This is a genomic window from Massilia sp. UBA6681, from assembly GCF_002454935.1.
Classification (GTDB): Bacteria; Pseudomonadota; Gammaproteobacteria; order Burkholderiales; family Burkholderiaceae_D; genus Telluria; species Telluria varians.
Genome location: NZ_DKJX01000084.1, coordinates 155208 through 177642, shown reverse-complemented (window position 1 = coordinate 177642; position 22435 = coordinate 155208). Strand labels below are relative to the sequence as shown.

The 22435-nt window shown below is 66.0% G+C and carries 21 protein-coding genes; 6 read left to right on the top strand and 15 right to left on the bottom strand.

Annotation, left to right across the window (positions count from 1 at the left end; translation table 11 throughout):
• Positions 1-104 precede the first annotated feature (104 nt).
• Complete coding sequence (locus tag B2R83_RS14860) at positions 105-686, bottom strand: hypothetical protein (protein ID WP_292042741.1); 582 nt, start codon at positions 684-686, stop codon at positions 105-107.
• A 530-nt stretch (positions 687-1216) separates the two neighbouring features.
• Between B2R83_RS14860 and B2R83_RS14855 the strand changes: the two genes are divergently transcribed.
• Positions 1217-2179 (top strand): glycoside hydrolase family 43 protein, encoded by a 963-nt coding sequence (locus tag B2R83_RS14855; protein WP_292042738.1) that lies wholly within the window; start codon positions 1217-1219, stop codon positions 2177-2179.
• 77 nt (positions 2180-2256) lie between these two features.
• Here the strand turns inward: B2R83_RS14855 and guaA are convergent, their stop codons facing one another.
• Together guaA and guaB are read right to left on the bottom strand one after the other, a co-directional pair.
• The gene (guaA, locus tag B2R83_RS14850; RefSeq protein WP_292042736.1) at positions 2257-3867 is read right to left on the bottom strand and encodes a glutamine-hydrolyzing GMP synthase; all 1611 of its coding nucleotides are present in this window, start codon (positions 3865-3867) and stop codon (positions 2257-2259) included.
• 70 nt (positions 3868-3937) lie between these two features.
• Positions 3938-5398 (bottom strand): IMP dehydrogenase, encoded by a 1461-nt coding sequence (guaB, locus tag B2R83_RS14845; RefSeq protein WP_292042733.1) that lies wholly within the window; start codon positions 5396-5398, stop codon positions 3938-3940.
• 160 nt (positions 5399-5558) lie between these two features.
• On the opposite strand from guaB, the gene B2R83_RS14840 reads away from it, so the two are divergent.
• Entirely contained in the window at positions 5559-6071 is a 513-nt protein-coding gene (locus B2R83_RS14840; protein ID WP_292042732.1) for a DUF4124 domain-containing protein, read from the top strand.
• Positions 6072-6075: 4 nt separating this feature from the next.
• On the opposite strand, the gene B2R83_RS14835 is transcribed toward B2R83_RS14840, so the two are convergent.
• The 3 genes from B2R83_RS14835 to B2R83_RS14825 all read right to left on the bottom strand — a co-directional run bounded on the left by B2R83_RS14835 (position 6076) and on the right by B2R83_RS14825 (position 8145).
• Positions 6076-7284 carry a GGDEF domain-containing protein gene (locus B2R83_RS14835; protein ID WP_292042729.1) on the bottom strand — a complete coding sequence of 403 codons (1209 nt, stop codon included), beginning with the start codon at positions 7282-7284 and terminating at the stop codon, positions 6076-6078.
• A gap of 128 nt (positions 7285-7412) precedes the next feature.
• Positions 7413-7721, bottom strand: a complete 309-nt coding sequence (locus B2R83_RS14830; protein WP_292042727.1) for an RnfH family protein — start codon at positions 7719-7721, stop codon at positions 7413-7415.
• Positions 7714-8145: a type II toxin-antitoxin system RatA family toxin gene (locus B2R83_RS14825; protein WP_285377212.1), complete on the bottom strand. Its 432-nt coding sequence runs from the start codon at positions 8143-8145 to the stop codon at positions 7714-7716. The genes B2R83_RS14830 and B2R83_RS14825 overlap by 8 nt, the downstream gene beginning before the upstream one ends.
• Before the next feature lie 107 nt (positions 8146-8252).
• Between B2R83_RS14825 and smpB the strand changes: the two genes are divergently transcribed.
• Complete coding sequence (smpB, locus tag B2R83_RS14820) at positions 8253-8702, top strand: SsrA-binding protein SmpB (RefSeq protein ID WP_036217379.1); 450 nt, start codon at positions 8253-8255, stop codon at positions 8700-8702.
• 6 nt (positions 8703-8708) lie between these two features.
• Here the strand turns inward: smpB and B2R83_RS14815 are convergent, their stop codons facing one another.
• A complete protein-coding gene (locus B2R83_RS14815) occupies positions 8709-9890 on the bottom strand; it encodes a multidrug effflux MFS transporter (RefSeq protein ID WP_292042722.1) in 1182 nt (393 codons plus the stop codon).
• A 235-nt stretch (positions 9891-10125) separates the two neighbouring features.
• Positions 10126-10794 (bottom strand): signal peptidase I, encoded by a 669-nt coding sequence (gene lepB, locus B2R83_RS14810; protein WP_292042720.1) that lies wholly within the window; start codon positions 10792-10794, stop codon positions 10126-10128.
• Positions 10795-10956: 162 nt separating this feature from the next.
• On the opposite strand from lepB, the gene ppk1 reads away from it, so the two are divergent.
• Together ppk1 and B2R83_RS14800 are read left to right on the top strand one after the other, a co-directional pair.
• Positions 10957-13113 (top strand): polyphosphate kinase 1, encoded by a 2157-nt coding sequence (gene ppk1, locus B2R83_RS14805; RefSeq protein ID WP_292042717.1) that lies wholly within the window; start codon positions 10957-10959, stop codon positions 13111-13113.
• Entirely contained in the window at positions 13079-13555 is a 477-nt protein-coding gene (locus B2R83_RS14800; RefSeq protein WP_292042715.1) for a SixA phosphatase family protein, read from the top strand. The genes ppk1 and B2R83_RS14800 overlap by 35 nt, the downstream gene beginning before the upstream one ends.
• Before the next feature lie 9 nt (positions 13556-13564).
• Here B2R83_RS14800 and B2R83_RS14795 read toward each other — a convergent pair whose 3' ends face one another.
• The 3 genes from B2R83_RS14795 to B2R83_RS14785 are packed head-to-tail and all read right to left on the bottom strand — an operon-like array spanning position 13565 to position 16413.
• Positions 13565-15013: a Ppx/GppA phosphatase family protein gene (locus B2R83_RS14795; RefSeq protein WP_292042713.1), complete on the bottom strand. Its 1449-nt coding sequence runs from the start codon at positions 15011-15013 to the stop codon at positions 13565-13567.
• A 60-nt stretch (positions 15014-15073) separates the two neighbouring features.
• Complete coding sequence (locus B2R83_RS14790) at positions 15074-15256, bottom strand: hypothetical protein (protein ID WP_036217364.1); 183 nt, start codon at positions 15254-15256, stop codon at positions 15074-15076.
• Complete coding sequence (locus B2R83_RS14785) at positions 15253-16413, bottom strand: PepSY-associated TM helix domain-containing protein (RefSeq protein ID WP_292042711.1); 1161 nt, start codon at positions 16411-16413, stop codon at positions 15253-15255. Before B2R83_RS14785 ends, B2R83_RS14790 begins: the two co-directional genes overlap by 4 nt.
• 124 nt (positions 16414-16537) lie before the next feature.
• On the opposite strand from B2R83_RS14785, the gene B2R83_RS14780 reads away from it, so the two are divergent.
• Entirely contained in the window at positions 16538-18694 is a 2157-nt protein-coding gene (locus B2R83_RS14780) for a TonB-dependent receptor (RefSeq protein ID WP_292042708.1), read from the top strand.
• 18 nt (positions 18695-18712) lie between these two features.
• Here the strand turns inward: B2R83_RS14780 and B2R83_RS14775 are convergent, their stop codons facing one another.
• The 4 genes from B2R83_RS14775 to B2R83_RS14760 all read right to left on the bottom strand — a co-directional run bounded on the left by B2R83_RS14775 (position 18713) and on the right by B2R83_RS14760 (position 22431).
• A complete protein-coding gene (locus B2R83_RS14775) occupies positions 18713-19510 on the bottom strand; it encodes a hypothetical protein (RefSeq protein ID WP_292042706.1) in 798 nt (265 codons plus the stop codon).
• Positions 19511-19674: 164 nt separating this feature from the next.
• The gene (locus B2R83_RS14770) at positions 19675-21096 is read right to left on the bottom strand and encodes an ATP-binding protein (RefSeq protein WP_292042704.1); all 1422 of its coding nucleotides are present in this window, start codon (positions 21094-21096) and stop codon (positions 19675-19677) included.
• A complete protein-coding gene (locus B2R83_RS14765; protein WP_292042703.1) occupies positions 21093-21758 on the bottom strand; it encodes a response regulator in 666 nt (221 codons plus the stop codon). The genes B2R83_RS14770 and B2R83_RS14765 overlap by 4 nt, the downstream gene beginning before the upstream one ends.
• A gap of 25 nt (positions 21759-21783) precedes the next feature.
• A complete protein-coding gene (locus B2R83_RS14760) occupies positions 21784-22431 on the bottom strand; it encodes a TRAP transporter TatT component family protein (protein ID WP_292042701.1) in 648 nt (215 codons plus the stop codon).
• Between the last annotated feature and the right edge of the window lie 4 nt (positions 22432-22435).

Sequence of the window (22435 nt, the reverse complement as noted above, 5' to 3'; positions counted from 1 at the left end):
CTCGCCGCGGTGGCCCGGCCCACGCCGGCCCAGCAAGAAGCGCGCACCGGCACGGCGCCGCGGCAGTCGGCCTCCTAGCGGCGCCCCGGCGGTCCTGCCCTGCCTCAGGCCAGGCCGCCGATCTCCTGCTTCGCGGCGAGCACGCGCGCCAACGCGGTTTCGGGATCCAGTCCGGCCATCATCTGGTTGATGATCTCCTGCTTGTCCTCGGGGCCGAGCTTCTCGCAGGCTTCCCGGTGCGAACAGTAATAGGCGTACCAGGCCACGTCCGCCGGCCGTTCCTTGCGCGGCTTGAAGCGCGGCGGGACCTTGGCGCGCATCGCTTCCACATAGGCCGGCAACTGCGCATCGATAGCGCCCCAGTCGACGCCGGCGACGGCGCGCCGGTCGGATTCCCAGTCTCCCTGGTAGCCGGAGCGCGGCCTTGCGCTTTCCCGTTCCACCGCAAGACTCGCCAGGTTCGGATAGCCGTGCGCAGCGCAGAAGCCTTCCACGAACAGCAGCTTGGGTCCGATCCCCACCGTTACCGCGCGGCCGAGCACTTCGTCTTTCGGATGCAGGGACCGCGCCAGCGTGAGCAGGTCGCCATGGGTGATCGGCATGCCCCGCAAGCGGCTCGCCTGGCGCGCCAGGGCCTCGACCAGGCGCGCGCCCACCTCGATGTCGTTGAAGGTGAATGGAATCATGCGGATACGGCGTGCGGTGCGCCGGCTGAGAGCGTGTTCGCCATCGAAACGTTTTCCTTGTGCCAATGCCGCATCTTAGCAAATCCTTGAACCAGGCACGCTGTCTCTCTCGGGGCTACCGCTCTCGGGATCGCTGGCATGGATGCCGCCCGCCCCTCCTGGAGGCCTTGGTGGCGTCGTATCGGTTCGATCGAAGTCGTTAGCGCTGAACTGATCTTGCTGGCTGAGATGCCCGGTGGGTTAGTTACATTTTTTGTGGCGATAAGGTGCTGGGTCGACCAAACTGGTGCGCCTGACTGCAAGCGGATCGGACGTGCTCCCGGTCGATTTCGGGTCATCGCGATCAAAATCCACCGAATACTGTATTCACGACGCCCATCGCTGATTGCGCAATCATTTTATTGGTTGAAGATGTTACGCGGCCTCATTTTGCTGCTAGGATCGTGGTACCTTGTTAATTACCAAAGGTTTTGCCCGGTGGAGGTCGCCGAGCAGCGCACCTTCCAAACCTCGAGGCCATCCTGTCAAACATGAAACCCATTGCTCTTCTGCTCGCCCTCTTCGGCGCCCTGCCCGGCGCCTACGCTGCCAATCCGATCGTGACCGACATCTTCACCACCGACCCTACCGTCCTGGTCGACGGCGGACGGCTGTACATGTACACCGGCCGCGACGAGACGAAAAAAGGTGGCAAGGGCTACACCATGAACGAGTGGCGCCTCTACTCGACCTGCGACATGCAATCCTGGGTCGACCACGGCGTGGTGGGCGGCTGGCGCACCTTCGCCTGGGCCAAGAGCGACGCCTATGCCCCGGACATCGTCAAGCGCAACGGAAAGTACTACCTGTACGGGCCGGTCCAGCATGATGCGACGAAACCCGGATTCGCCATCGGGGTGGCGGTTGCCGATTCGCCACTGGGGCCGTTCAAGGACGCGCGCGGCTCCGCGCTCATCACCGATGACATGACGCGCGAGACGCCCAACGGCTGGGACGATATCGACCCGGGCGTGTTCGTCGACGACGATGGGCAGGCGTACATGTACTTCGGTAACAAGGTGCTCAAGTACGTCAAGCTCAAGCCCAACATGATCGAGCTGGACGGGCCGATCCATACCGTGGGCCTGTTTGAATTCGAGGAAGCGCCTTATCTGCACAAGCGCAATGGCGTGTATTACCTCAGCTACGCAAGCCGCCTGCCGGAAGTGATCGCCTACGCGACCGCGCCCAGCCCGACCGGGCCGTGGACCTATCGGGGGGTGATCATGGAGAAGAACAAGTTCACGCACACGATCCATCAGTCGTTTGCCGACTTCAACGGCAAGTCGTACTTCTTTTATCACAACGACGCGCTGTCTAACGCGGACTTTCGCCGGTCAGCTGCGGTGGAGGAGTTCAGTTATGGGAAGAATGGGGAGATTCCCTTGATTGCGCAGACCAAGAGTGGGCCGAAAGCGAATCCGGGGATGGGGTGTGCCAAAGCATCGCCTTGAGTGGAACCCGGGCAGTAAAAAGCCCCTGAGGTCAGGGGCTTCGGCTTACTTCGCGCAATTTATAGCTGGGCTATAAATCATTCCCACTCAATCGTCGCCGGCGGCTTCCCCGAAATGTCATACACAACGCGATTGAGGCCGCGCACCTCATTGATGATCCGGTTCGACACCTTCCCCAGCAGCGCATGCGGCAGATGCGCCCACTGCGCCGTCATGAAGTCCAGCGTCTGCACCGCACGCAGCGCCACCACGTACTCGTAGGTGCGCCCATCCCCCATCACCCCGACCGATTTCACCGGCAGGAACACGGCAAACGCCTGGCTGGTCGCCTCGTACCAGTCGGTCGGCGCCTTGCCCGGATCGATGCCGCTGACTGCCGGCAGCTCGAACGGCGTATTGCGCAGCTCTTCGATGAAGATCGCATCCGCTTCGCGCAGCAGGTCGGCATACTCCTTCTTCACCTCGCCCAGAATGCGCACGCCCAGACCCGGACCCGGGAACGGGTGACGATAGACCATGTCGTGCGGCAGGCCCAGCGCAACACCGAGTTTACGCACTTCGTCCTTGAACAGCTCGCGCAGCGGCTCGAGCAGTTTCAGGTTCAGGGTCTCCGGCAGACCGCCCACGTTGTGGTGGCTCTTGATGGTCTGCCCCTTCTTGCCCTTGCCGGCCGATTCGATCACGTCCGGGTAGATGGTGCCTTGCGCCAGCCACTTCGCGTTGGTCAGCTTGCCGGCTTCCTGCTGGAACACCTCGACGAACTCGCGTCCAATGATTTTGCGTTTCTGCTCGGGATCGGTGACGCCGGCCAGATGGCCCATGAACTGGTCTTCGGCATCGATGCGCAGCACCTTCACGCCGAGGTTTTTCGAGAACATGTCCATGACCATCTTGCCCTCGTCCTTGCGCAACAGGCCGTGGTCGACGAACACGCAGGTCAGCTGGTCGCCGATGGCGCGGTGGATCAGGGCTGCGGCCACGCTCGAGTCGACGCCGCCGGACAGGCCGAGGATGACCTCATCGTTGCCGACCTGTTCGCGGATCTTCTGGACCGCTTCGCCGATGTAGTCCGGCATGTTCCAGTCCGACTTGCAGCCGCAGATTTCGTGCACGAAGCGGCCGATGATGGCTTCGCCTTGCGTGGTATGGGTGACTTCCGGGTGGAACTGCAGCGCGTAGAAGCGGCGGTCTTCGTCGGCCATCGCGGCGATCGGGCAGCTGTCGGTGGAGCCCATCAGCTTGAAGCCCGGCGGCATGTCCAGCACCTTGTCGCCGTGGCTCATCCAGACGCGCAGCATGCCGTGGCCTTCGTCGGTGACGAAATCGTTGATGCCGTTCAGGAGGGCCGTATGGCCGCGGGCGCGCACTTCGGCGTAGCCGAATTCGCGCAGCTTGCCGTTCTCGACCTTGCCGCCGAGCTGGGCGGCCATGGTCTGCATGCCGTAGCAGATGCCCAGCACCGGCACGCCGGCTTCGAACACGGCCTGCGGGGCGCGCGGCGAATCGCCCTCTAACGTGGAGTTGTGGCTGCCCGAGAGGATGATGCCGCTGGCGCCGTAGTTGCGCACGAACTCGTCGCTGACGTCATACGGGAAGACTTCGGAGAACACGCCGGCATCGCGCACGCGGCGCGCGATCAGCTGGGTAACCTGGGAACCGAAATCGAGGATGAGGATTTTCGAATGCATGTAGAGGGCAACGATAGAAGATGAATGGGTAATGCAAAAACGCGGCCCTCGGGCCGCGTCTCATGGATGTTCATTCCGAACGGTAGTTCGGCGCTTCCTTGGTGATCTGCACGTCGTGCACGTGCGATTCGCGCATGCCGGCCGAGGTGATCTCGACGAATTCCGCTTTCTCGCGCAGTTCTTCGATGGTGGCGCAGCCGCAGTAGCCCATCGACTGGCGCACGCCGCCGACCAGCTGGAAGATGATCGCCAGCACGCTGCCCTTGTAGGCGACGCGGCCTTCGATGCCTTCTGGGACGAACTTGTCGGCCTTGCTCGAGGCTTCCTGGAAGTAGCGGTCGGCCGAACCTTCGGCCATCGCGCCCAGGCTGCCCATGCCGCGGTAGGATTTATAGGTGCGGCCCTGGTACAGGATGGTCTCGCCCGGCGCTTCGTCGGTGCCGGCGAACATGCTGCCCATCATGACGGTGTGCGCGCCCGCGGCCAGTGCCTTGGAGATGTCGCCCGAGAAGCGGATGCCGCCATCGGCGATGCAGGGCACGCCGGTGCCTTCCAGCGCCTCGGCCACGTTCGAGATCGCGGTGATCTGCGGCACGCCGACGCCGGCCACGATGCGGGTGGTGCAGATCGAGCCGGGGCCGATGCCGACCTTGACCGCGTCCGCGCCATACTCGACCAGCGCTTTCGCAGCGGCCGCGGTCGCGATGTTGCCGCCGATGACGTCCACGTGGGGGAAGCGGTCCTTGATCCACTTGACGCGGTCCAGGATGCCCTGCGAGTGGCCGTGCGCGGTGTCGACCACCAGCACGTCCACGCCGGCGGCGACCAAGAGTTCGATGCGCTCTTCGTCGCGCGCGCCCACGCCCACGGCCGCACCGACCAGCAGCTTGCCCTGCGAGTCTTTCGATGCCAGCGGGTGTTCGTGCGACTTCTGGATGTCCTTGACGGTGATGAGGCCGCGCAGCTCGAAGGCTTCGTTGACGACCAGCACGCGCTCGAGGCGGTGCTTGTTCATCAGGCGCTTGGCTTCTTCAGTATCCGCGTCTTCGTTCACGTAAACGAGTTTTTCGCGCGGGGTCATCTTGGCGCGCGCTTCCGCGTCCAGGTCTTCCTCGAAACGCAGGTCGCGGTTGGTGATGATGCCGACCACCTGCTTGCCCTCGACCACAGGGAAGCCGCTGATGCCGTGCTGTTGCGACAGCGCCAGCACTTCGCGGATCTTCATGGTGGGAGGAATGGTGATCGGGTCGCGCAGCACGCCGGATTCATAGCGCTTGACGCGCGTCACTTCACGGGCCTGGTCGGCCGGGCGCAGGTTCTTGTGAATGATACCGATGCCCCCCTCCTGTGCCATCGCAATCGCCAGGCGCGCTTCGGTCACGGTGTCCATCGCAGCCGACAGCAGCGGGATATTCAGCGTGATATTCCTGGTCAGTTTGGTGCGAAGGGAAGTGTTGGCCGGAAGAACGTTGGAATAGGCCGGGACGAGCAGCACGTCATCGAAGGTGAGTGCTTTTTGGAGGAGACGCATAACGATTTTCCTATAGGCGCAAAAGTGAATTATACAGAAACGGCGAAAAACTGTCGCAGCCATGCCTAAATTTGCCGGGGAAAACGCGGTAGCGCGCACCCGCGATTGACAGCGCCAAGGAAGCGTGGCGAAATCGCTTTGTTACCCAAGGAAAACTTTTATGCCGTCTTCGTCCTCCACCCTCCGCCTGTTTGCCGCCTGCGCCCTGCTGCTGGGCAGCAGCCTGGCACACGCCCAGTACTCCTGGATCGACGCGAACGGCGTACGCCATTTCTCCGACCGCCCTCCTCCGCCATCGACGCCGCCGCACAAGATCCTCAAGGCGCCGGGCCGGGCGACAACGACCGTGCCGCCGTCGCCTGCCGAGCCTGCACCGGCCGCGGAGACGCTCGCGCCGGCCAAGGGTCCCAGGACACTGGCACAGCGCGAGGAGGAATTCCTTGCACGCAGCAAGCTGCGCGAAGAACAGGAACGAAAAGATGCCGCGGCAGCGCAGCGCCGCCGCGACCTGGCCGAGCATTGCCAGGATGCGCGCCAGATGCGCGCGCAGGTGGAATCGGGTGTGCGCATCGCGAAGTTCGATGCGAAGGGCGAGCGCAGCTTCATGACGGACGAGGAACGGGCCGTCCAGCTGGCCCGGGTCAACAAGGCACTGGCGCAGTGCCGTCAGTAGGCGCTCAAGGCCGCAGGCGAATGACCTTGGCGCTGCCCGGCTGGCGCGCCGGTTCGGGGTGGATGCGGGGCGCCACCTCGACGCGGTTGCGTCCGCCGGCCTTGGCCGCATACAGGGCCGCATCGGCGCGGCGCATCAGGCCGGTGAAATCCTCGCCCTTCTCCAGCATCGCCAGGCCGATACTGACCGTGTAGGCAGCCCCGGGCGCCGCCGGCGCGCCGGTTGCGGGGCGGTCGAGGGCGGCGCGCAGGCGTTCGGCGACCGCGCGGGTGGTGTCGAAGGACGCGTCCGGCAACAGCACCCCGAACTCCTCGCCGCCGAGGCGGGCAAAATAGTCGATCTTGCGGATTTCCTCGCGGGTGCGCGCCACCAGGTCACGCAGGACCTCGTCGCCGACGCCGTGCCCATAGGTATCGTTGATGCGCTTGAAATGGTCGGCATCCAGCAGCAGCAGGCCCAGTCCGCTGCCATGGCGCCGCGCCCGCGCCAGCTCGCGTTCGGCCATGTCGAAGAAGGCGCGGCGCGAGGGGGCGCCGGTCAGGTGGTCATGCTCGGCGGCGTAGGCGGTGTCGGTCAGCACGCGCGCATTGGCCAGCATGACCGCGCCCAGGCTCAGGGCCGGCAGCGCCAGCGTACCGATCGCAAAGAACACCAGGTTGGCGATAGCCGGGTCGAGCAGCGAGGGCTGTGCGTAGGCCTCGAAGGCATAGAAGGCGCCGCGGCCGAAATGGCCCAGCCCCAGCAGCAAGGCCGCGGTTCGGCTGAAGGCGTTCGGGTAGCGCAGGCGGCCATCCGCAACCCTGGGCAGGCTGGCGTAGATACCGAAACAGATGGCCACGTGAAAGGCCGACATCGCCACCACGCGCAGCGGCAGCGAATTGTGGACGTAGTGGAATACGACGACGCCGGCGAAGGCGACGATGCCGCCGCCCGCCAGCAGGCGCCAGGGCACCGGCAGGCCGAGGTAGCGCCGGTAGCCGGCCAGCATCAGGCTGGCGGTCAGCAGCAGCAGTGCGTTGGCGACTTCGATGCTGAGGACGTCGGGAATCACGTCGCGCGCCGCGAACAGCAGCAGCGCGATCACCGCCACGCCATTGGCCTGCGCCCATTCGCGAATGCCTGCCACCCTGCTGTCGGCGAGCGACGTCAGGACGAGCAACATCACGGCGGACATCGCGGTAGTGACCAACAACAGGCTTACGGTAATCAGCATGGGCGGAACGGGCAACGGAGGGCGGCTTCGAGGCGGGCTCTATGATACCCTGAAGAGTCCGCAAAAATTTGCCCGGTCGGAATTTTACAACTGAGCAAAACGCCAAGGCGGGCCCTGCAGCCCCTGCCTCAGGCGGCCGGCGCTGCGGCGTCCCCCAGCTTCTTGGCCGCGCGCTTGCGCCGCGAATCCTTGGGATCGGCCACCAGCGGCCGGTAGATCTCGATGCGGTCGCGCTCGCGCAGCACGGTGTCGAGCGTCTTCTTCTTGGCGTAGATGCCCACCGCTTGCGTGGTCAGGTTAATGTCCGGATACGCTTCCAGCACACCACTCATCTCGATGGCCTGGCCGATCGTGGTGCCGGGCGCGACCTTCATGGGACGCAGGAACTCCTCGCGCGCGGTCGCGTAGCAGACAACCACCTGTACACCCTCATCCATAGACGGCCTCGGCGCGCTTGCTGAAGGAATCGACCATGGTATTGGCGATCATGCCGAACACCGGGCCGATGATCTGTTCCAGGATGATGCTCGAGAACTCGTAATGCATGTCGAGCTCGACCTTGCAGGCGTCGGCGCGCAGCGGCTTGAAGGTCCAGGTGCCTTCCAGCATCTTGAACGGGCCGTCGACCAGGTGCATCTTCATCTGGGTCGGGCGGTTGTTGTGGTTCGAGGTGGTGAAGCTTTGCTTAACGCCGTGGAAATTGATTTGGAGGCTGGCCACCAGCTTGTCCTCGCTCCGCTCCAGCACTTTCACGCCGCCGCACCAGGGGAGGAATTTCGGATAGTCTTCGACCTTGGCCACCAGGTCGAACATTTGCTCGGTGCTGTAGCCGAGAAAAACTGATTTGTGCACTACTGCCATTGGTCAACCGTTTGTTATGATGTTGGACGAGTTGCATTTTGCGCCATGCAATCTTTGCATTGGCGCCACAGCAGTAGTTTAACCGAGACGCGGATTTTCGCTATTTCATGAGTATTGTTGACAATAAAAAAGCTTTTTTCGACTACTTCATCGAGGACCGGTATGAAGCCGGCATCGTACTGGAGGGGTGGGAAGTCAAGGCCATCCGCGAAGGCAAGGTACAGATCAAGGAGGCCTATGTCGTCGTGCGCAACGGCGAACTGTTCCTGTTCGGCGCCCACATCAGCGCGCTGACCACGGCGTCCGCCTTCAGCCATCCCGAGGCCTTGCGCACCCGCAAGCTGCTGCTGCACCGCGCCGAACTGGACAAGCTGGTCGGCAAGGTCGAGCGTGCCGGCTATACCCTGGTGCCGCTGAACCTGCACTTCAAGGGCGGGCGCGTGAAGTGCGAGATCGGCCTGGCCAAGGGCAAGAAGCAGCACGACAAGCGCGCCACCGAGAAGGACCGCGACGCCAAGCGCGAAGTCGCCTCGGCGATGAAGCAGCACAAGCGTTAGGCGCTCTTACGCGGCGGGCGCGGCGAAGCGCCGGCTCAGGCGCCACATCAGGAAGCTCAGCAGCACGCCGACGGCGGCGCCGCAGGCCAGCTTGAACGCGCTGCCGAACAGCAGCGGCGCCACCAGGCCGGACACCAGCGCGAAGGACATCATCTGGATGAATCCGACCATCGAGGCCGCCAGGCCACGGTTGTGCGGAAACAGTCCCATCGCGCTCAGCTGGATGCCGGGCATGGCCACCGCCAGGCCGAAGGTGAACACGGCCAGCGGCAGCACCGCCCAGGGCACGCTGGCCGGGAACAGCGCGTTGTAGCCGACGTTCAGCACCGAGGCCACCGCCATCACCGCGTAGCCGGTCCACAGCAGGCGTCCGGGCGGCGCCTTGTGGGCGCGCTTGCCGCCCCAGGCCGAACCCACCACCATGCCGCCGATCAGCGGGATGAACATCCAGGCAAAAGCCGTCTCCGGCAGGCCCAGGATCTCCATCACGAAGTTGGCCGCCGCGCCGATGTACAGCGACAGGCCACCGAACACCAGGCCGAGCGCCAGCGACAGCATCACGAACTGCGGGTTGCGCAGCACCATGAAATAGTTGCGCGAGATCGTCGCCGGATGGAAGGCCTGGCGCTTCTCACGCGGCAGGCTTTCCGGCAGCATGCGCAGCACCAGCAGGATCATCGCGGCGCCGAACAGCGCCAGGAAGATGAAGCTCGAGCGCCAGCCGAAGCTCACGTGCAGCCAACCGCCCAGCACCGGCGCGATGGCCGGCGCCAGGCCGAACACCATCATGATGTGCGACATCATCTTCTGTGCCTGCGCGCCTTCGAAGCGGTCCTGCACGATGGCCTGGCCGATCACCGAACCGGCGCCGGCCGACAGGCCCTGCAGCGCCCGGAAGGCCAGCAGCCAGCCGAAGGTCGGGGCAAACGCCGCGCCGACCGAGGCCAGCGTGTACACCGCCAGCGCTCCGAGGATCACCGGGCGGCGCCCGAAGGAATCCGACAGCGTCCCGTAGAACAGCATCATCAGCGCAAAGGTGAACAGGAACACGCTCAGGGTCTGCTGCACCGCCACCGGCCCGACGCCGAAATCGCCCCCGATGACGGGCATCGAAGGCAGATAGGTGTCGATCGCGAGGGCCCCCGTCATGCCGAGGCAGGCGAGGATGGTGGTGAGGAGTCGTTGCATGGGAGTGCCTTGTGAAAACCCGGCACTGCGGGGGCAAGCGTCCGGAGGGGACGCAATTGTACTGGGTTTCTATAAAACAAATCGGCGCCCCTCCAAACTGGAAGAGGCGCCGGCGACAGCACCAGGGGTCAGGTCTGACATCGAGACACGGACTCGTGCGTAGCACTATGGTAGCGCTCAGTCCGTGTCCGAATGTCAGACCTGACCCCGGCCTGGACCCCGGTCTGGGGGGCAATCAGCGCAGCGACTGGCCGAAGCGCTCGGTGCGCGGCATCCAGTTGCCCTGGTAGTCGGCCGAGACCAGGATGCGCTCGGCGCGCCCGATCAGCAGGTGGCGCGGCACGAAGCCGATGTAGCGCGAATCGGCGCTGTTGTCGCGGTTATCGCCCAGCATCAGGTAGGCGTCCTGCGGCACGGTGACCGGCCCGAAATCGCGCATCACCACGCGCTGCGGCAGCACCTGGATGCGGTGGCGGCGCCCGTCGACCACTTCCTCCATGCGCAGCGCATCCATGACGCGGCCCTCGTCGGTCGGTTCCTGCACCACTTCCTCGAGCGCGTACTGCGACTGGACGCCGTTGATGACCAGGCGCTCGTTGCGCATCTCGACGCGGTCGCCCGGCAGCGCCAGGATGCGCTTGATCAAGCGGGTGCCGTCCGCCGGCGAGGAGAAAGTGACGACGTCGCCGCGTTGCGGCTCGCCGGTGCGCGCGATCACGAGGTCGGTCAGCGGGAGCTTGACGTTATAGGCCAGCCGGTTCACGAACACCACGTCCCCTTCCAGCAGGTTGGGCCGCATGGAACCGGAAGGGATCGGGTTCCAGTCGGCCACCGCGGTGCGGAACACGCCGAACAAAAGCATGAACAACAGGAAACCCTTGTTGGCGCGCACGAACGCTTTCATCTCGCAATGCTCCTCTTGTTATGATTAACGATGAGAAGCTTTATACGCGCTCAGCCTTTAAGCATGCTTAAACGTCAAGCGCCGCCAGGCTGAGGGCCGCGTGTAACAACATTGTCATATTCGCCAACTACACTGCCTGCGCCGAGACTACGACGCAGACCCATGGATATGAAACACAAGGCCCAGGAAGCCGAGGCCAGGAGCATTCCCGAAGGCGGCGCCTTCCTGAACCGCGAGCTGTCGCTGCTCGAGTTCAACCGTCGGGTATTGGCCCAGGCCGAGGATCCCAGCATTCCGCTGCTCGAGCGGCTGCGCTTCCTGACCATCGTGTCGGGCAACCTCGACGAATTCTTCGAGGTGCGCGTGGCCAGCCTGCTGGCCCAGCACCAGATGGAGGCCGGCCACAACGGCATTCCCCATGCGCTGGCCAGTACCCTCGAGCGCGCCAGCCTCGAGTGCCGTACGCTGATCGAGCGCCAGTACAAGCTGTTCAACCACGAGATCCTGCCGCTCCTGTCCGAGAACGGCATCCACATGCTGCGGCGGGGCGAGCGCAACGCCGCCCAGCGCGCCTGGGTCAAGCAATTCTTCGACCGCGAGGTGCGCCCGCTGCTCACTCCGATCGGGCTCGACCCGGCCCACCCCTTCCCGCGCGTGGTCAATAAAAGCCTGAACTTCATCGTCGAACTGGCCGGCAAGGACGCGTTCGGGCGCGGCACCGGCATCGCCATCATGAAGGCGCCGCGCGTGCTGCCGCGCGTGATCCGCCTGCCGGCCGAACTGTCGGACAAGAAGGGCGAGTCCTATTGCCTGCTGTCCTCGGTGATCCAGGCCCACCTGGCCGACCTGTTCACCGGCCGCGAGGTGCTCTCGTATTCGCAGTTCCGCGTCACCCGCAACAGCGACCTGTGGGTCGACGAGGACGAGGTCAAGAACCTGCGCCAAGCCCTGCAGAGCGAACTGCACAGCCGCAACTACGGCTTCGCGGTGCGCCTGGAAGTGGGCCGCGCCTGCCCGCCGCACCTGTCGAACTTCCTGCTGGACCAGTTCGGGATCGACCCATCGCGCCTGTTCACGGTGGACGGCCCGGTGAACCTCGGGCGCATGCTGGAAATCGCCAACACCCACGACAAGTCGGAACTGAAGTTCCCCCCCTTCACGCCGGGTTTTCCGGCCAAGCTGGTGGGACCCGACATCTTCGCCGTGCTGCGCAAGGGCGACGTGCTGCTGCACCATCCCTTCGAATCCTTCCAGCCGGTGATCGAATTCATCCAGTCGGCCGCGAACGACCCCTGCGTGGCGGCGATCAAGCAGACCATCTACCGCGCCGGCATGAATTCCGACCTGATGGAAGCCCTGATCGCCGCCGCGCGGCGCGGCAAGGAAGTCACCGTCATCGTCGAACTGATGGCGCGCTTCGACGAGGAAGCCAACATCAACTGGGCCGAGCGCCTGGAGCAGGCCGGCGCCCAGGTGGTCTACGGCGTGGTCGGCCTGAAGACCCACGCCAAGCTGGCGCTGGTGCTGCGCCGCGAAGACAACGGACTGCGGCGCTACGCCCACCTGGGCACCGGCAACTACAACTCGACCACCGCCAAGTTCTACACCGACTTCGGCCTGCTCACCTGCGACGACGAGATCACCGCCGACGTCAACGAGGTCTTCATCCACCTCACCAGCCTGACGCGCCCGAAGCAGCTCACCATCCTGTGGCTGGCGCCCTTCTCGCTGCAGAAGGAGATCGTGCGCGCCATCCGCGACGAGGCCGCGATCGCACGCGCCGGCAAGCCGGCGCGCATCATCGCCAAGATGAATTCGCTCACCGACGAGTCGGTCATCCGGGCGCTGTACGAAGCCTCGCAAGCCGGCGTGCGCATCGACCTGATCGTGCGCGGCGCCTGCTCGCTGCGGCCCGGCGTGAAGGGCTTGAGCGAGACCATCCGGGTGCGCTCGATCGTCGGCCGCTTCCTGGAGCACACGCGCATTTTCTACTTCCGCAACAACCTCAAGCACGACATCTACCTGTCGAGTGCGGACTGGATGAACCGCAACCTGTTCCGGCGCGTGGAAGTGGCCTTCCCGATCCGTTCGCCCGCGCTCAAGCGCCGCGTGCTGCGCGAAGGCCTGCATCCCTACCTGAAGGACAATGTCAACGCCTGGGAACTGGGCAGCGACGGGCGTTATCGCCGCAAGAAGGCGCGCGGCGGCCAGAAGGCGCTCAGCGCGCAGCAAGACCTGATGGAGACGCTGGGCGCGGGCCTTCATTCCAACAAGGAGAACGAGCATGGACCTGATCCTGTGGCGCCACGCCGAGGCTGAAGCGCACGTCGCCGAGGGCGATGACGAAGGCGACCTGCGGCGCACGCTGACCCCGAAGGGCAAGCGCCACGCCGCGCGCGTCGGCGCCTGGCTGCACCGCCAGCTGCCGGAGGACCTGCGGGTGCTGAGCAGCCCGGCCAGGCGCTGCGTGCAGACGGTGGAAGCGCTGGGGCGCAACTACAAGCTGGTGGATGCCCTCGCGCCGGATTCGGGCGCGGAAGCGATCATCGAGGCGGCCGGCTGGCCCGAGCACCGCCAGCCGGTGCTGATCGTCGGCCACCAGCCGCTGCTGGGACAGGTGGCCTCATTGGTGCTGTGCGGCGGGAAGCAGGACTGGCGCATCCGCAAGGCGGGGGTGTTCTGGATCACGCACAAGAACAGCGATGGCCTGCCCTATGTGAAGCTGGTGGTGGGACCGGACTTCATTGGGCAGTTGCGCTAGCCACCTACGTCAAACCACCTTCGCCTGGAACGGCATCCCGACCTCGCTCCACGCCCCCTCTTCCTTCTGCAGCCAAGGTCCCAGCGTCGGATGCTTCTCCAGCAGCCCGGCCGGCAGTTCCAGCTCGATGCGCTGCCGCATGCGCATGTTGAGGCCCGCCAGGTCCTCGTCCGCGCGCGCATGCATGAATACCACCGCCGTGCGCAGCGCCAGCACCGCCTTGGCCACGTCGGCCTCGCCCAGGGCCTCGCGGATCTTGCGCAGGTTGCCCTTCTGCCCCAGGATCAGCCTGGCCATCAGGCGCTGCTCGCGCGTGGTGAAGCCCGGCAGGTCGGCGTGTTCGACGATGTAGGCGCCATGCTTGTGCGCCCCCGTCATCGAGATCTGCAGGCCGACTTCGTGCAGCATGGCGCTCCAGCACAGGTAGTGCTGCGCGTCCGAGGGGGTCAGCTTTTCGTATAGTAGCGAGGCGATCTTCGCGGTGCGCAGCGCGCGCTGGCTGTCCACGCCGAAGCGGCGCATGCAGGCGCGGATGGCGGCGTCGCGGCGGTCGCGCCGGTTGGCGCGCAGCTCCAGGTCGTACAGCACGCCCAGGCGCAGGCCGGCGTTGATCGCGGTGAGCTGCTGCACGCCGAGTTCCTGCATCACCCCGATCAGGACCGTGAGGCCGCCCACCATCACCGGCACCCTCTCCTTCTTGACGCCCGGCAGAGTGAAGGCGTCGACGTGGCCCAGCGCCAGCAGGATGTCGCGCAGCGCGTGCAGGCTGGCCTGCGACATGGATCCGTCGCCGATGCCGTTCCTGCTGATGACCTCGTTGATGGCGCGCATGGTGCCGGACGAGCCATAGGCCGCATCCCAGCCCTGCGCCTTGTACAGGTCGGCCGCATCCTCGAAGCGGGCGCGCGCCTCGGTGACGGCGGCATCGAAGGCCTGCGGCGTGATGCGGCCGTCGGCGAAGAAGGCGGCGGTCTGCGGGTGGGTGCCGATGCCGAAGGATTCGACCAGGTTGATCTCGGGGCCGATGGCGGCGATGACTTCGGTCGAGCCGCCGCCGATGTCGATCACCAGCCGGCGCTCGTCCGGCTTGTCGATGGCGCGCGCCACGCCCATGTAGATCAGGCGCCCTTCTTCCTCGCCCGAAATCACTTCGATCGGATAGCCGATGGCCGCCTCCAGCTGGGGCAGCAGCTGCTCGGCGTTGCGCGCCACGCGCAGGGTGTTGGTGGCGACCACGCGCACCGCGTCCAGCGTGTATTCGTCGAGGATGGCGCGGAAGTCCTGCAGGGTCTTCACCGCGCTGCGCATGGCGGGTTCAAGGAGCATGTTGTCCCGGTCCAGGCCCGCGGCCAGGCGGATCGGGTCGCGCGCGGTGCGCACGATGTGCATGCGCCCGCCCGCGGGCTCGCCGATATGGAGCCGGAAGCTGTTGGACCCCAGGTCCACTGCTGCAAACATAGGCGCTCTTTCGCTGTGGTTGTTGGCGAAGTATACAGCCTTGGCGCGCTTGAGGCAGCCCTAGCGGCGCGCGCGCGGGCGGCGCAGCGCGTACCAGGCGCCCACTGCGACCGGCGTGCCCAGGCTCACTGCCGAAACCAGGTCCCAGATGCCGTCGCCCAGCAGGGCCGGGACCAGGCCGATGACGGTCAGGATGGCCAGCAGGACCGGCATGGCCCAGATCTGGGTACGGGTACGGATCATGATGCCTCCCTCGAGCGCGCCAGCGCCGGCTCGGCGACGCTGGCCTTGCCCGCTTGGGCGACCCGGGTCTTGCGGCTGCGCTTGAGCCACAGGTAGAGGCCACTGCCCAGGATGATGATGGTGGCGATGTCGAGCAAGGCCCACAGCAGCTTCATGGCCTGGCCGCCGTAGTCGCCGAAGTGCAGCGGTTGCGACAGCAGCAGCGCCGTCAGGTACCAGGGCAGCTCGCGGCGGTCGGTGATCTCGCCGGTGGCGGCGTCGATCAGCACCGGCTTGTACAGGCGCGAGCTGAAGGCCTCTTCGCCGCGCATGAAGATGCCGTAATGGTGCGGGCTGCTGAAGGGCGTGCCCGGGAAGGCCACGAACGCGACCTTCATGCCCGGCTCGGCGGTTTCCGCGCGCACGATGGCCTCGTGGATCGAGGACATCCTGGTGACCTGCGGCTGGCCCTCGTAGGGCTTGAGCATCACGGCCAGTTCGTTGTTCTGCCAGTACTTGAGCAGCAGGTCGGCCCAAGTGTTGACCATGCCGGTGGCGCCCACCACGAAGACCCAGACCATGGTGACGATGCCGAGCAGGTTGTGCAGGTCGAGCCAGCGGATCACGCGGCTGCGCTCGCGGCGCACTTCGCCGAAATCGAGCTTGCGCATGAAGGGCGCGTACAGCACCACGCCGCTGACGACGGCGACGATCAGGAGGAAGCCCATGAAACCGAGGAACAGCTGCCCGTACAGGCCGGCGAACAGGTCGACGTGCAGGCGCAGCATGGTCGACATGAAGGCGCCGCCTTCGAAGGCCGGTTCGGTAATGACCTTGGTGGTACGGGCGTCGACCGCGATCGGCTTGTAGTGCTCGTCGTTCGGATGGTCGCCCAGGGTGACGTTCCAGATCGCCGGTTCGTCGATTTCCTGCGACATGTACATCGCAATCTTGTTGGGGTAGAGCTCCTTGGCCGAGGCCAGCACGGCGTCGATGTTGCCGCGTGGGGTGTCGACGGGCATGGCAGGCGCTTCGACGTCGGTGCCGAGCAGGTGGCCGATCTCGTGGTGGTAGATCAGCGGCAGGCCCGTCAGGCAGAGCAGCAGCATGAAGACGGTACAAACCAGGCTGCTCCATTTATGGATCCAGCTCCAGAGGCGCAGCTTATTTGGCGACATAGGTGGGTGCTATCGGACGTCGGAATCGACAAGTTCGGCAAATAATAATCGTTCTCATTTACACGCGCAAGCCAAAACGGATAGAATGACAATCATTCTCATTAAGAAAAACCGAGCCCTACCGATGAAACTGTTCCGCCTGACTCCGATCGCCCTCGCCGCCGCGGCCTTTGCCGCGCAAGCACAAGACACCACCTCCGAACCTGTCGCCACCGTCGTCGTCACCGCCTCGGCCGACGCGTCCAGCCAGGGCCTGCCCTCGGCCTACGCCGGCGGCCAGGTCGCGCGCGGGGGGCGCCTGGGCCTGCTGGGCAACGTCGACATCATGGACACCCCCTTCAATTCCATGAACTACACCCAGGCGCTGATCCAGGACCAGCAGGCGCGCAGCGTGGCCGACGTGGTGCAGAACGACCCCTCGGTGCGGGTGGCGCGCGGCTTCGGCAACTACCAGGAGCTGTACGTGATCCGCGGCTTCGCCGTCAACTCGGACGACCTGGCCTACAACGGCCTGTACGGCCTGCTGCCGCGCCAGTTCGTGGCCTCGGAACTGCTCGAACGCGTCGAAGTGCTGCGCGGCGCGAACAGCTTCGTGAACGGCGCCGCGCCGGGTGGCGGCGGCATCGGCGGCGCCATCAACCTGCTGCCCAAGCGCGCGCCGAACGCGCCGCTGACCCAGCTGACCGTGGGCGTCGAGACCGGCGGCCAGGCCTATGTGGCGACCGACTTCGCGAACCGCTTCGGTCCGGAGGGCCGCCTGGGCGTGCGCGTGAACGCGGTGCGCCGCGAGGGCGACACCGCGATCGACCGCGAGAGCCGCGAACTGAGCCTGTACTCGGTGGGCGTGGATTACCGCGGACGCGGCTACCGCCTGTCGGCCGACGTCGGCCATCAGGACCACCAGCTGCGCGGCGCGCGCCCGAGCGTGACGATGGCGGCCGGCGTGCCGATCATCGCAGCCCCGGAAAGCGACAGCAACTACGCCCAGCCCTGGACCTATTCCGGCGAGCGCGACACCTTCGGCACCCTGCGCGGCGAAGTCGACCTGCCGGGCGGCGCGGTGGCCTGGGCGGCGCTCGGCATGCGCGGCGGCATTGAGTCCAACATCATCTCCTCGCCGACCGTCACCAACGCGGGCGGCGACGCCACCATGACCCGCTTCGACAATGCCCGCGAAGACAAGGTGCGTACCGGCGAAGTCGGCGTGCGCACCGAGCTGAAAACCGGCGCGGTCTCGCACAAGCTGAGCGCCTCGCTGTCGGGCTTCCATTCGGAGTCGAAGAACGCCTACGGCATGAGCGATTTCGCGGGCTTCGCCTCGAACATCTATCGTCCGCTCGACGCCCAAGCGCCGTCGAGCGGCTTCTTCACCGGCGGGAACATGAACGACCCGCTCCTGACCAGCAAGGCGATCCTGTCGAGCTTTGCCGTGGCCGATACACTGGGCTTCATGGACGAGCGCCTGCTCGTGACCGTGGGCGCGCGCCACCAGACCATCAAGTCCTTCGGCTACGACTACAACACCGGCGCAGCGAACGCGCGCTACGACGAAAGCGACGTGACGCCGGTGGCGGGCATCGTCTACAAGCCGATGAAAGGCGTGTCGGTCTACGCCAACTACAGCGAGGCGCTGCAGCAGGGCCCGGTGGCGGCGGGCACCGACATCGTCAACCAGGGCGAGGTGTTCGCACCCTTCGTCTCGCGCCAGAAGGAAGTCGGCGTCAAATACGACAGCGGCAAATTCGGAATGACGGCAGCCGTGTTCGCTACCTCCCAGCCGAGCGCCTACGTCCAGGACCGCCGCTTCGGCGTGTTCGGCGAGCAGCGCAACCGCGGCCTGGAGCTGAGCGTGTTCGGCCTGCCTGCGCGCGGCCTGCGCCTGCTGGGCGGCCTGACCCTGCTTGAAGCCGAGCAGCGCCAGACCGCCGGCGGCGTCAACGAGGGCAAGGATGCGATCGGCGTGCCGGGCACGCAGCTGAACCTCGGCGCCGAATGGGAAGTGCCTGGCGTGCAGGGCCTGTCGCTCAATGCGCGCGCCCTGTACACCGCGACCCAGTACGCGGATGCGGCCAACACCCAGAAGCTGCCATCGTGGTCGCGCCTCGACATCGGGGCGAACTACCTGATGCGCTTCATGGACCGCGACGTGACCCTGCGTGCGCGCATCGACAACGTCACGGACAAGAACTACTGGGCGTCGGCGGGCGGCTATCCGGGCTTCGGCTACCTGGTGCAGGGCGCGCCGCGCAGCGTGGTGGTGTCGGCGACGGTCGATTTCTGAGCGCCGCCGAACGGCCCGTCAGAAGCGGACCTTGAGGTAGGCGGAAGGTCCGGTCAGTTTCAGGTCGAGGTCGGCGCTGCGGTCGCCGTTGCGGTGCAGGTCGATCTTCTGGATGCCGTAGTCGAGCACCAGGCCGACGTTCTTCGCCGCCATCCATTCGATGCCCGCGGCGGCGTTGACCACATGGCCCTCGACGCTGCCGCCATTGCGCTTGACCCCGCCCGCCTCGGCATACAGGCGCACCCTGTCGTTCAATGCGTGGCGCCATGCCAGCTCGATGGTCGGCGCCCACACGCTGTCGCTGGCGGAACCGGACCCGCTCCAGCTGTAGGTTTCGAGCGGCGCTTCGGCGCGCAGGTCGGCCTCGGCCGTCGCCGAGATCCTGGCGCGCAGGTGGGCGGCGCCCAGGCCGATCCCGAAGGCATTCCTGTCCGAACCGAACCAGTATTTGTAGGCCAGGCGCGCCATCTCGATGCGCAGCTTGGCATCCGCGCGGATGCTGCCGCTGACCGGGCGGCCTTCGTAGACCGTGGCGCCGCTCGGCGCGGCCGCGTAGTCCTCGTTGAAGCGCCAGTAGTCGAAGGACGCGCCATGGCGCTCGCCAAACAGCAGTTCGGCTTTCACGCGCGGCAGGGTGCCGTCGCCGAGCTTCTCGTCGGGCGTGTCGACGCGGCCGTAGCGGGTATCGCCGCCGAGGCGGATTTCCGGTTCGGCATGGAAGGCGCCGACCGACAGGCTCATGCGATCGAGCGCCGGCGACTGCTGCGCCTGGGCCATGCCGGCGGCGGCCGCGCCGAGCAGGATGGCGCCTTTCAAGAATTTAACGGATACGACGGACGTGCGTGATGCAGGGCGAGACATGGATACTCCGATCATCAAGGGTGTGTTCAGAAATGTCCGCCAGACTATGTCTAGCGCGACAACACCCTGATTATCGCAGTTATCAAAATATTATCCCGCACGATTGGCGAATCTTGATTCTATAAATACACGGCGCCGCTAGTGCGGCAGCTTCCGGCCACGGGCAGCGAGACCTCGGCGACGGTGCCCTGCCCGTCAGGCTTGCGATGCAGGCTGATTGACGCGCCATGCTGGCCGGCGATTTCCTTGACGATCGCGAGACCCAGCCCATGTCCACCGGGCGCCGCTCCCGGCGAACGGTAGTACGGCGTGAACAGTTTGTTCATTTCCCCGGCCGGAATCGGGCGTCCGTCGTTCGCCACCGAGACCAGCGCGCGGTCGGCCCGCCGCGCCAGCCGCACCTCGATCTCGCCGTCCGGCGCGCCGTGGACCGAGGCGTTGTCGATCAGGTTCTGCAGCAGGCGCCGTAGCTGCGAGGGCTCGCCCCACACATGCACGTCCTGCTCCGCGTCCAGGCTGATGCCCTGCCCGCGTCGCTCGAGCAGCGGATCGAGCGTTCCGATCACATCATGGCAGACCTCCAGCAGGGAGACCTGCTGCGGCGCGTAGTCGTCGCTGCGGGCGCTGATGCGGCTCAGGGTCAGGAGCTGCTCGGCCAGCTTGCTGGTGCGGCGCGCCGCGACGAGTGCCTGATCGAGCGCTTCGGCGCGCTCGGCATCGGCCGGCGCACGCACGGCATTCTCGAGGTGCAGCTGGACCGCCGCGATCGGCGTGCGGATCTCGTGCGCCGCGGCGTCGATGAACCGTTGTTCGCGTTCGAAAGCGGCCTTGATTCGGTCGAGCAGGCTGTTGAGCTCCTCGATGATCGGCGCCAGCTCGGTTGGTGTCTCCGCGAGGCGCACCGGATCGAGCGAGTCGGGGGTGCGCGCCGCGATGCGCGCGGCGAGCTCCTTGAGGGGACGCATGCTGCGCACCAGGACCAGGTTCACCGCAACCAGCAGCAACAGACCGCCGCCGATCAGCGGCGCGGTGATCGACATGCCGATATACTCGGCCAGCTCGCCGCGCACCTCCTCCTTCTCCGCCGTCATCACCCAGATATCCCCGGAGCGCAGGGCGAAGACTTCCCATAGCGTGTCACCGACCTGGTGAACGCTGAAGCCGGCAGCCAGCGGCGCCAATGCTTCATTCGGCGCCGAGGCGGATTTCGCCAGCAGCACGCCGTCGGCGCGCCACACCTGGAAGGCGATCTTGGTCTCGTAGCGGTGCCCGGCGGCCCCGGGGGCGTCGCTGGTCGAGGTCTCCAGTTCGGGCGGCAGTGCGATGACGAGCGGCTGCGACAGCGTCGCCGTCGACAGTTGCTGCGCCACCAGCGCCTCCAGCACCCGCGCCGAGGTCGCCAGGCGGGCGCTGAACAGCTCTTCGGATTCGTGCCGCGCCACCAGCTGCGCGGCCACGCCGATGCCGCCAAACACCAGCACGATGCAGACCAGCGTGGCGACGACCAGGCGGCGCCGGCCGGAATAGATGCGCGTCCTCATGCGCCGACGTCGCCCAGGCGGTAGCCGACGCCGCGGATGGTCTTGATCGCCGCCGGGGCGAGCTTCTTGCGCAGGTGGTGGACGTGCACGTCGATGGTGTTGCTCTCGGCGCCCTCGCCCCAGCCATACAGGGACTCTTCCAGCTGCGCCCGATTGAATACGCGCAGCGGGTTCTCGGCGAGCTGCTTGAGCAGCATGAACTCGAGGCGCTGCAGCTCGACCGGCTGGCCGTGCCACGACGCGCGCAGGCTGTCCTCCTCCAGCACCAGGGCGCCGCGCTCGATCCGGTTCACCGGTCGTCCGCCGTGGCGCCGCAGCAGCACGCGCAGGCGCGCCAGCAGCTCGTCCAGCTCGAAGGGCTTGACCAGGTAATCGTCGGCCCCGAGGTCCAGGCCCTGGACCCGGTCACGCATCGCGTCGCGCGCCGACAGGATCAGGACCGGCACGCCGTTGCCGCTGGCGCGCACCCGCTCCAGCACCCGGGTGCCGTCCAGGTCGGGCAGGCCGAGATCGAGCACCGCCAGGTCGAAGGCATTGTCGCGCAGTGCCGCCACCGCGGAAGCGCCGTCGCGCACGTGTTCGACCGTGTAATGCGCGCGGCGCAGCGCCACCAGCAGCCCGTTGGCGAGCAGCGCGTCGTCTTCAACCAGCAGCAACCTCAAGATGGCCTTCCTTCCCGTGTACTCGTCACTTCTTCCCTTCCGCAATCTTGTTCAACAACTCCCTGATTTCCCCGCGCCGGCCCTCGTCGGCCAGCTTGCGGCCCGGGCGTGCCGGCGCCTGCAAGGCCTTGCGCAGGTAGCGCTCGGCATTGCTGTAGTCGCCCTGGCGCAGCAGGTAGTCGCCGTAAAAATAGTTCGGATCGATCCCGTCCGGATTCACCGCCAGGCCTTTCTTGAGGAACTCCTCCGCCCGGGTCTTGTCGCCGAAGCCGATCGGCCAGCCCGGCACCTGGTAGTACAGCGAACCGAGGCTGGTGTAGGCCGAGCCGTTGAGCGCGTTCGGATCGAGCGCCAGCGCCCGTTCCAGCGACTTCCTCGCGTTCTTGACGTACTTTAACGCGCCGAGGCCGCCTTTGGCGCCGGCATAGGTGGACTCGACGATCGCGTACCAGATCAGCACGTCGGCATTGCCGGGATTGCGCGCCGCCATCTGCTCGCTGTCGGCCAGCAGGCGCGCGAACTCGGCTTCCTGGCGCGCTGCAGGCGTTCCATACTTGATCTGTTCCCAGCCCTGCTGCATGCGCGCGACATCCTCGGCGGGCCCGGCCCAGGCGCTGCCGGCCAGCAGCGCCGCGGCGGCGAAGGCCGCTATCCATCGATATACGGTGTTCATCATC

What these genes read in the sequence shown, in the direction of transcription:
- B2R83_RS14770 (WP_292042704.1), bottom strand. Translation starts at nt 21,096, where the DNA reads ATGAGGACGCGCATCTATTCCGGCCGGCGCCGCCTGGTCGTCGCCACG.
- B2R83_RS14840 (WP_292042732.1), top strand. Translation starts at nt 5,559, where the DNA reads ATGCCGTCTTCGTCCTCCACCCTCCGCCTGTTTGCCGCCTGCGCCCTG.
- B2R83_RS14860 (WP_292042741.1), bottom strand. Translation starts at nt 686, where the DNA reads ATGATTCCATTCACCTTCAACGACATCGAGGTGGGCGCGCGCCTGGTC.
- B2R83_RS14855 (WP_292042738.1), top strand. Translation starts at nt 1,217, where the DNA reads ATGAAACCCATTGCTCTTCTGCTCGCCCTCTTCGGCGCCCTGCCCGGC.
- B2R83_RS14760 (WP_292042701.1), bottom strand. Translation starts at nt 22,431, where the DNA reads ATGAACACCGTATATCGATGGATAGCGGCCTTCGCCGCCGCGGCGCTG.
- B2R83_RS14790 (WP_036217364.1), bottom strand. Translation starts at nt 15,256, where the DNA reads ATGATCCGTACCCGTACCCAGATCTGGGCCATGCCGGTCCTGCTGGCC.
- B2R83_RS14795 (WP_292042713.1), bottom strand. Translation starts at nt 15,013, where the DNA reads ATGTTTGCAGCAGTGGACCTGGGGTCCAACAGCTTCCGGCTCCATATC.
- B2R83_RS14780 (WP_292042708.1), top strand. Translation starts at nt 16,538, where the DNA reads ATGAAACTGTTCCGCCTGACTCCGATCGCCCTCGCCGCCGCGGCCTTT.
- B2R83_RS14835 (WP_292042729.1), bottom strand. Translation starts at nt 7,284, where the DNA reads ATGCTGATTACCGTAAGCCTGTTGTTGGTCACTACCGCGATGTCCGCC.
- B2R83_RS14785 (WP_292042711.1), bottom strand. Translation starts at nt 16,413, where the DNA reads ATGTCGCCAAATAAGCTGCGCCTCTGGAGCTGGATCCATAAATGGAGC.
- smpB (WP_036217379.1), top strand. Translation starts at nt 8,253, where the DNA reads ATGAGTATTGTTGACAATAAAAAAGCTTTTTTCGACTACTTCATCGAG.
- lepB (WP_292042720.1), bottom strand. Translation starts at nt 10,794, where the DNA reads ATGAAAGCGTTCGTGCGCGCCAACAAGGGTTTCCTGTTGTTCATGCTT.
- guaA (WP_292042736.1), bottom strand. Translation starts at nt 3,867, where the DNA reads ATGCATTCGAAAATCCTCATCCTCGATTTCGGTTCCCAGGTTACCCAG.
- B2R83_RS14830 (WP_292042727.1), bottom strand. Translation starts at nt 7,721, where the DNA reads ATGGATGAGGGTGTACAGGTGGTTGTCTGCTACGCGACCGCGCGCGAG.
- B2R83_RS14825 (WP_285377212.1), bottom strand. Translation starts at nt 8,145, where the DNA reads ATGGCAGTAGTGCACAAATCAGTTTTTCTCGGCTACAGCACCGAGCAA.
- B2R83_RS14800 (WP_292042715.1), top strand. Translation starts at nt 13,079, where the DNA reads ATGGACCTGATCCTGTGGCGCCACGCCGAGGCTGAAGCGCACGTCGCC.
- B2R83_RS14815 (WP_292042722.1), bottom strand. Translation starts at nt 9,890, where the DNA reads ATGCAACGACTCCTCACCACCATCCTCGCCTGCCTCGGCATGACGGGG.
- guaB (WP_292042733.1), bottom strand. Translation starts at nt 5,398, where the DNA reads ATGCGTCTCCTCCAAAAAGCACTCACCTTCGATGACGTGCTGCTCGTC.
- ppk1 (WP_292042717.1), top strand. Translation starts at nt 10,957, where the DNA reads ATGGATATGAAACACAAGGCCCAGGAAGCCGAGGCCAGGAGCATTCCC.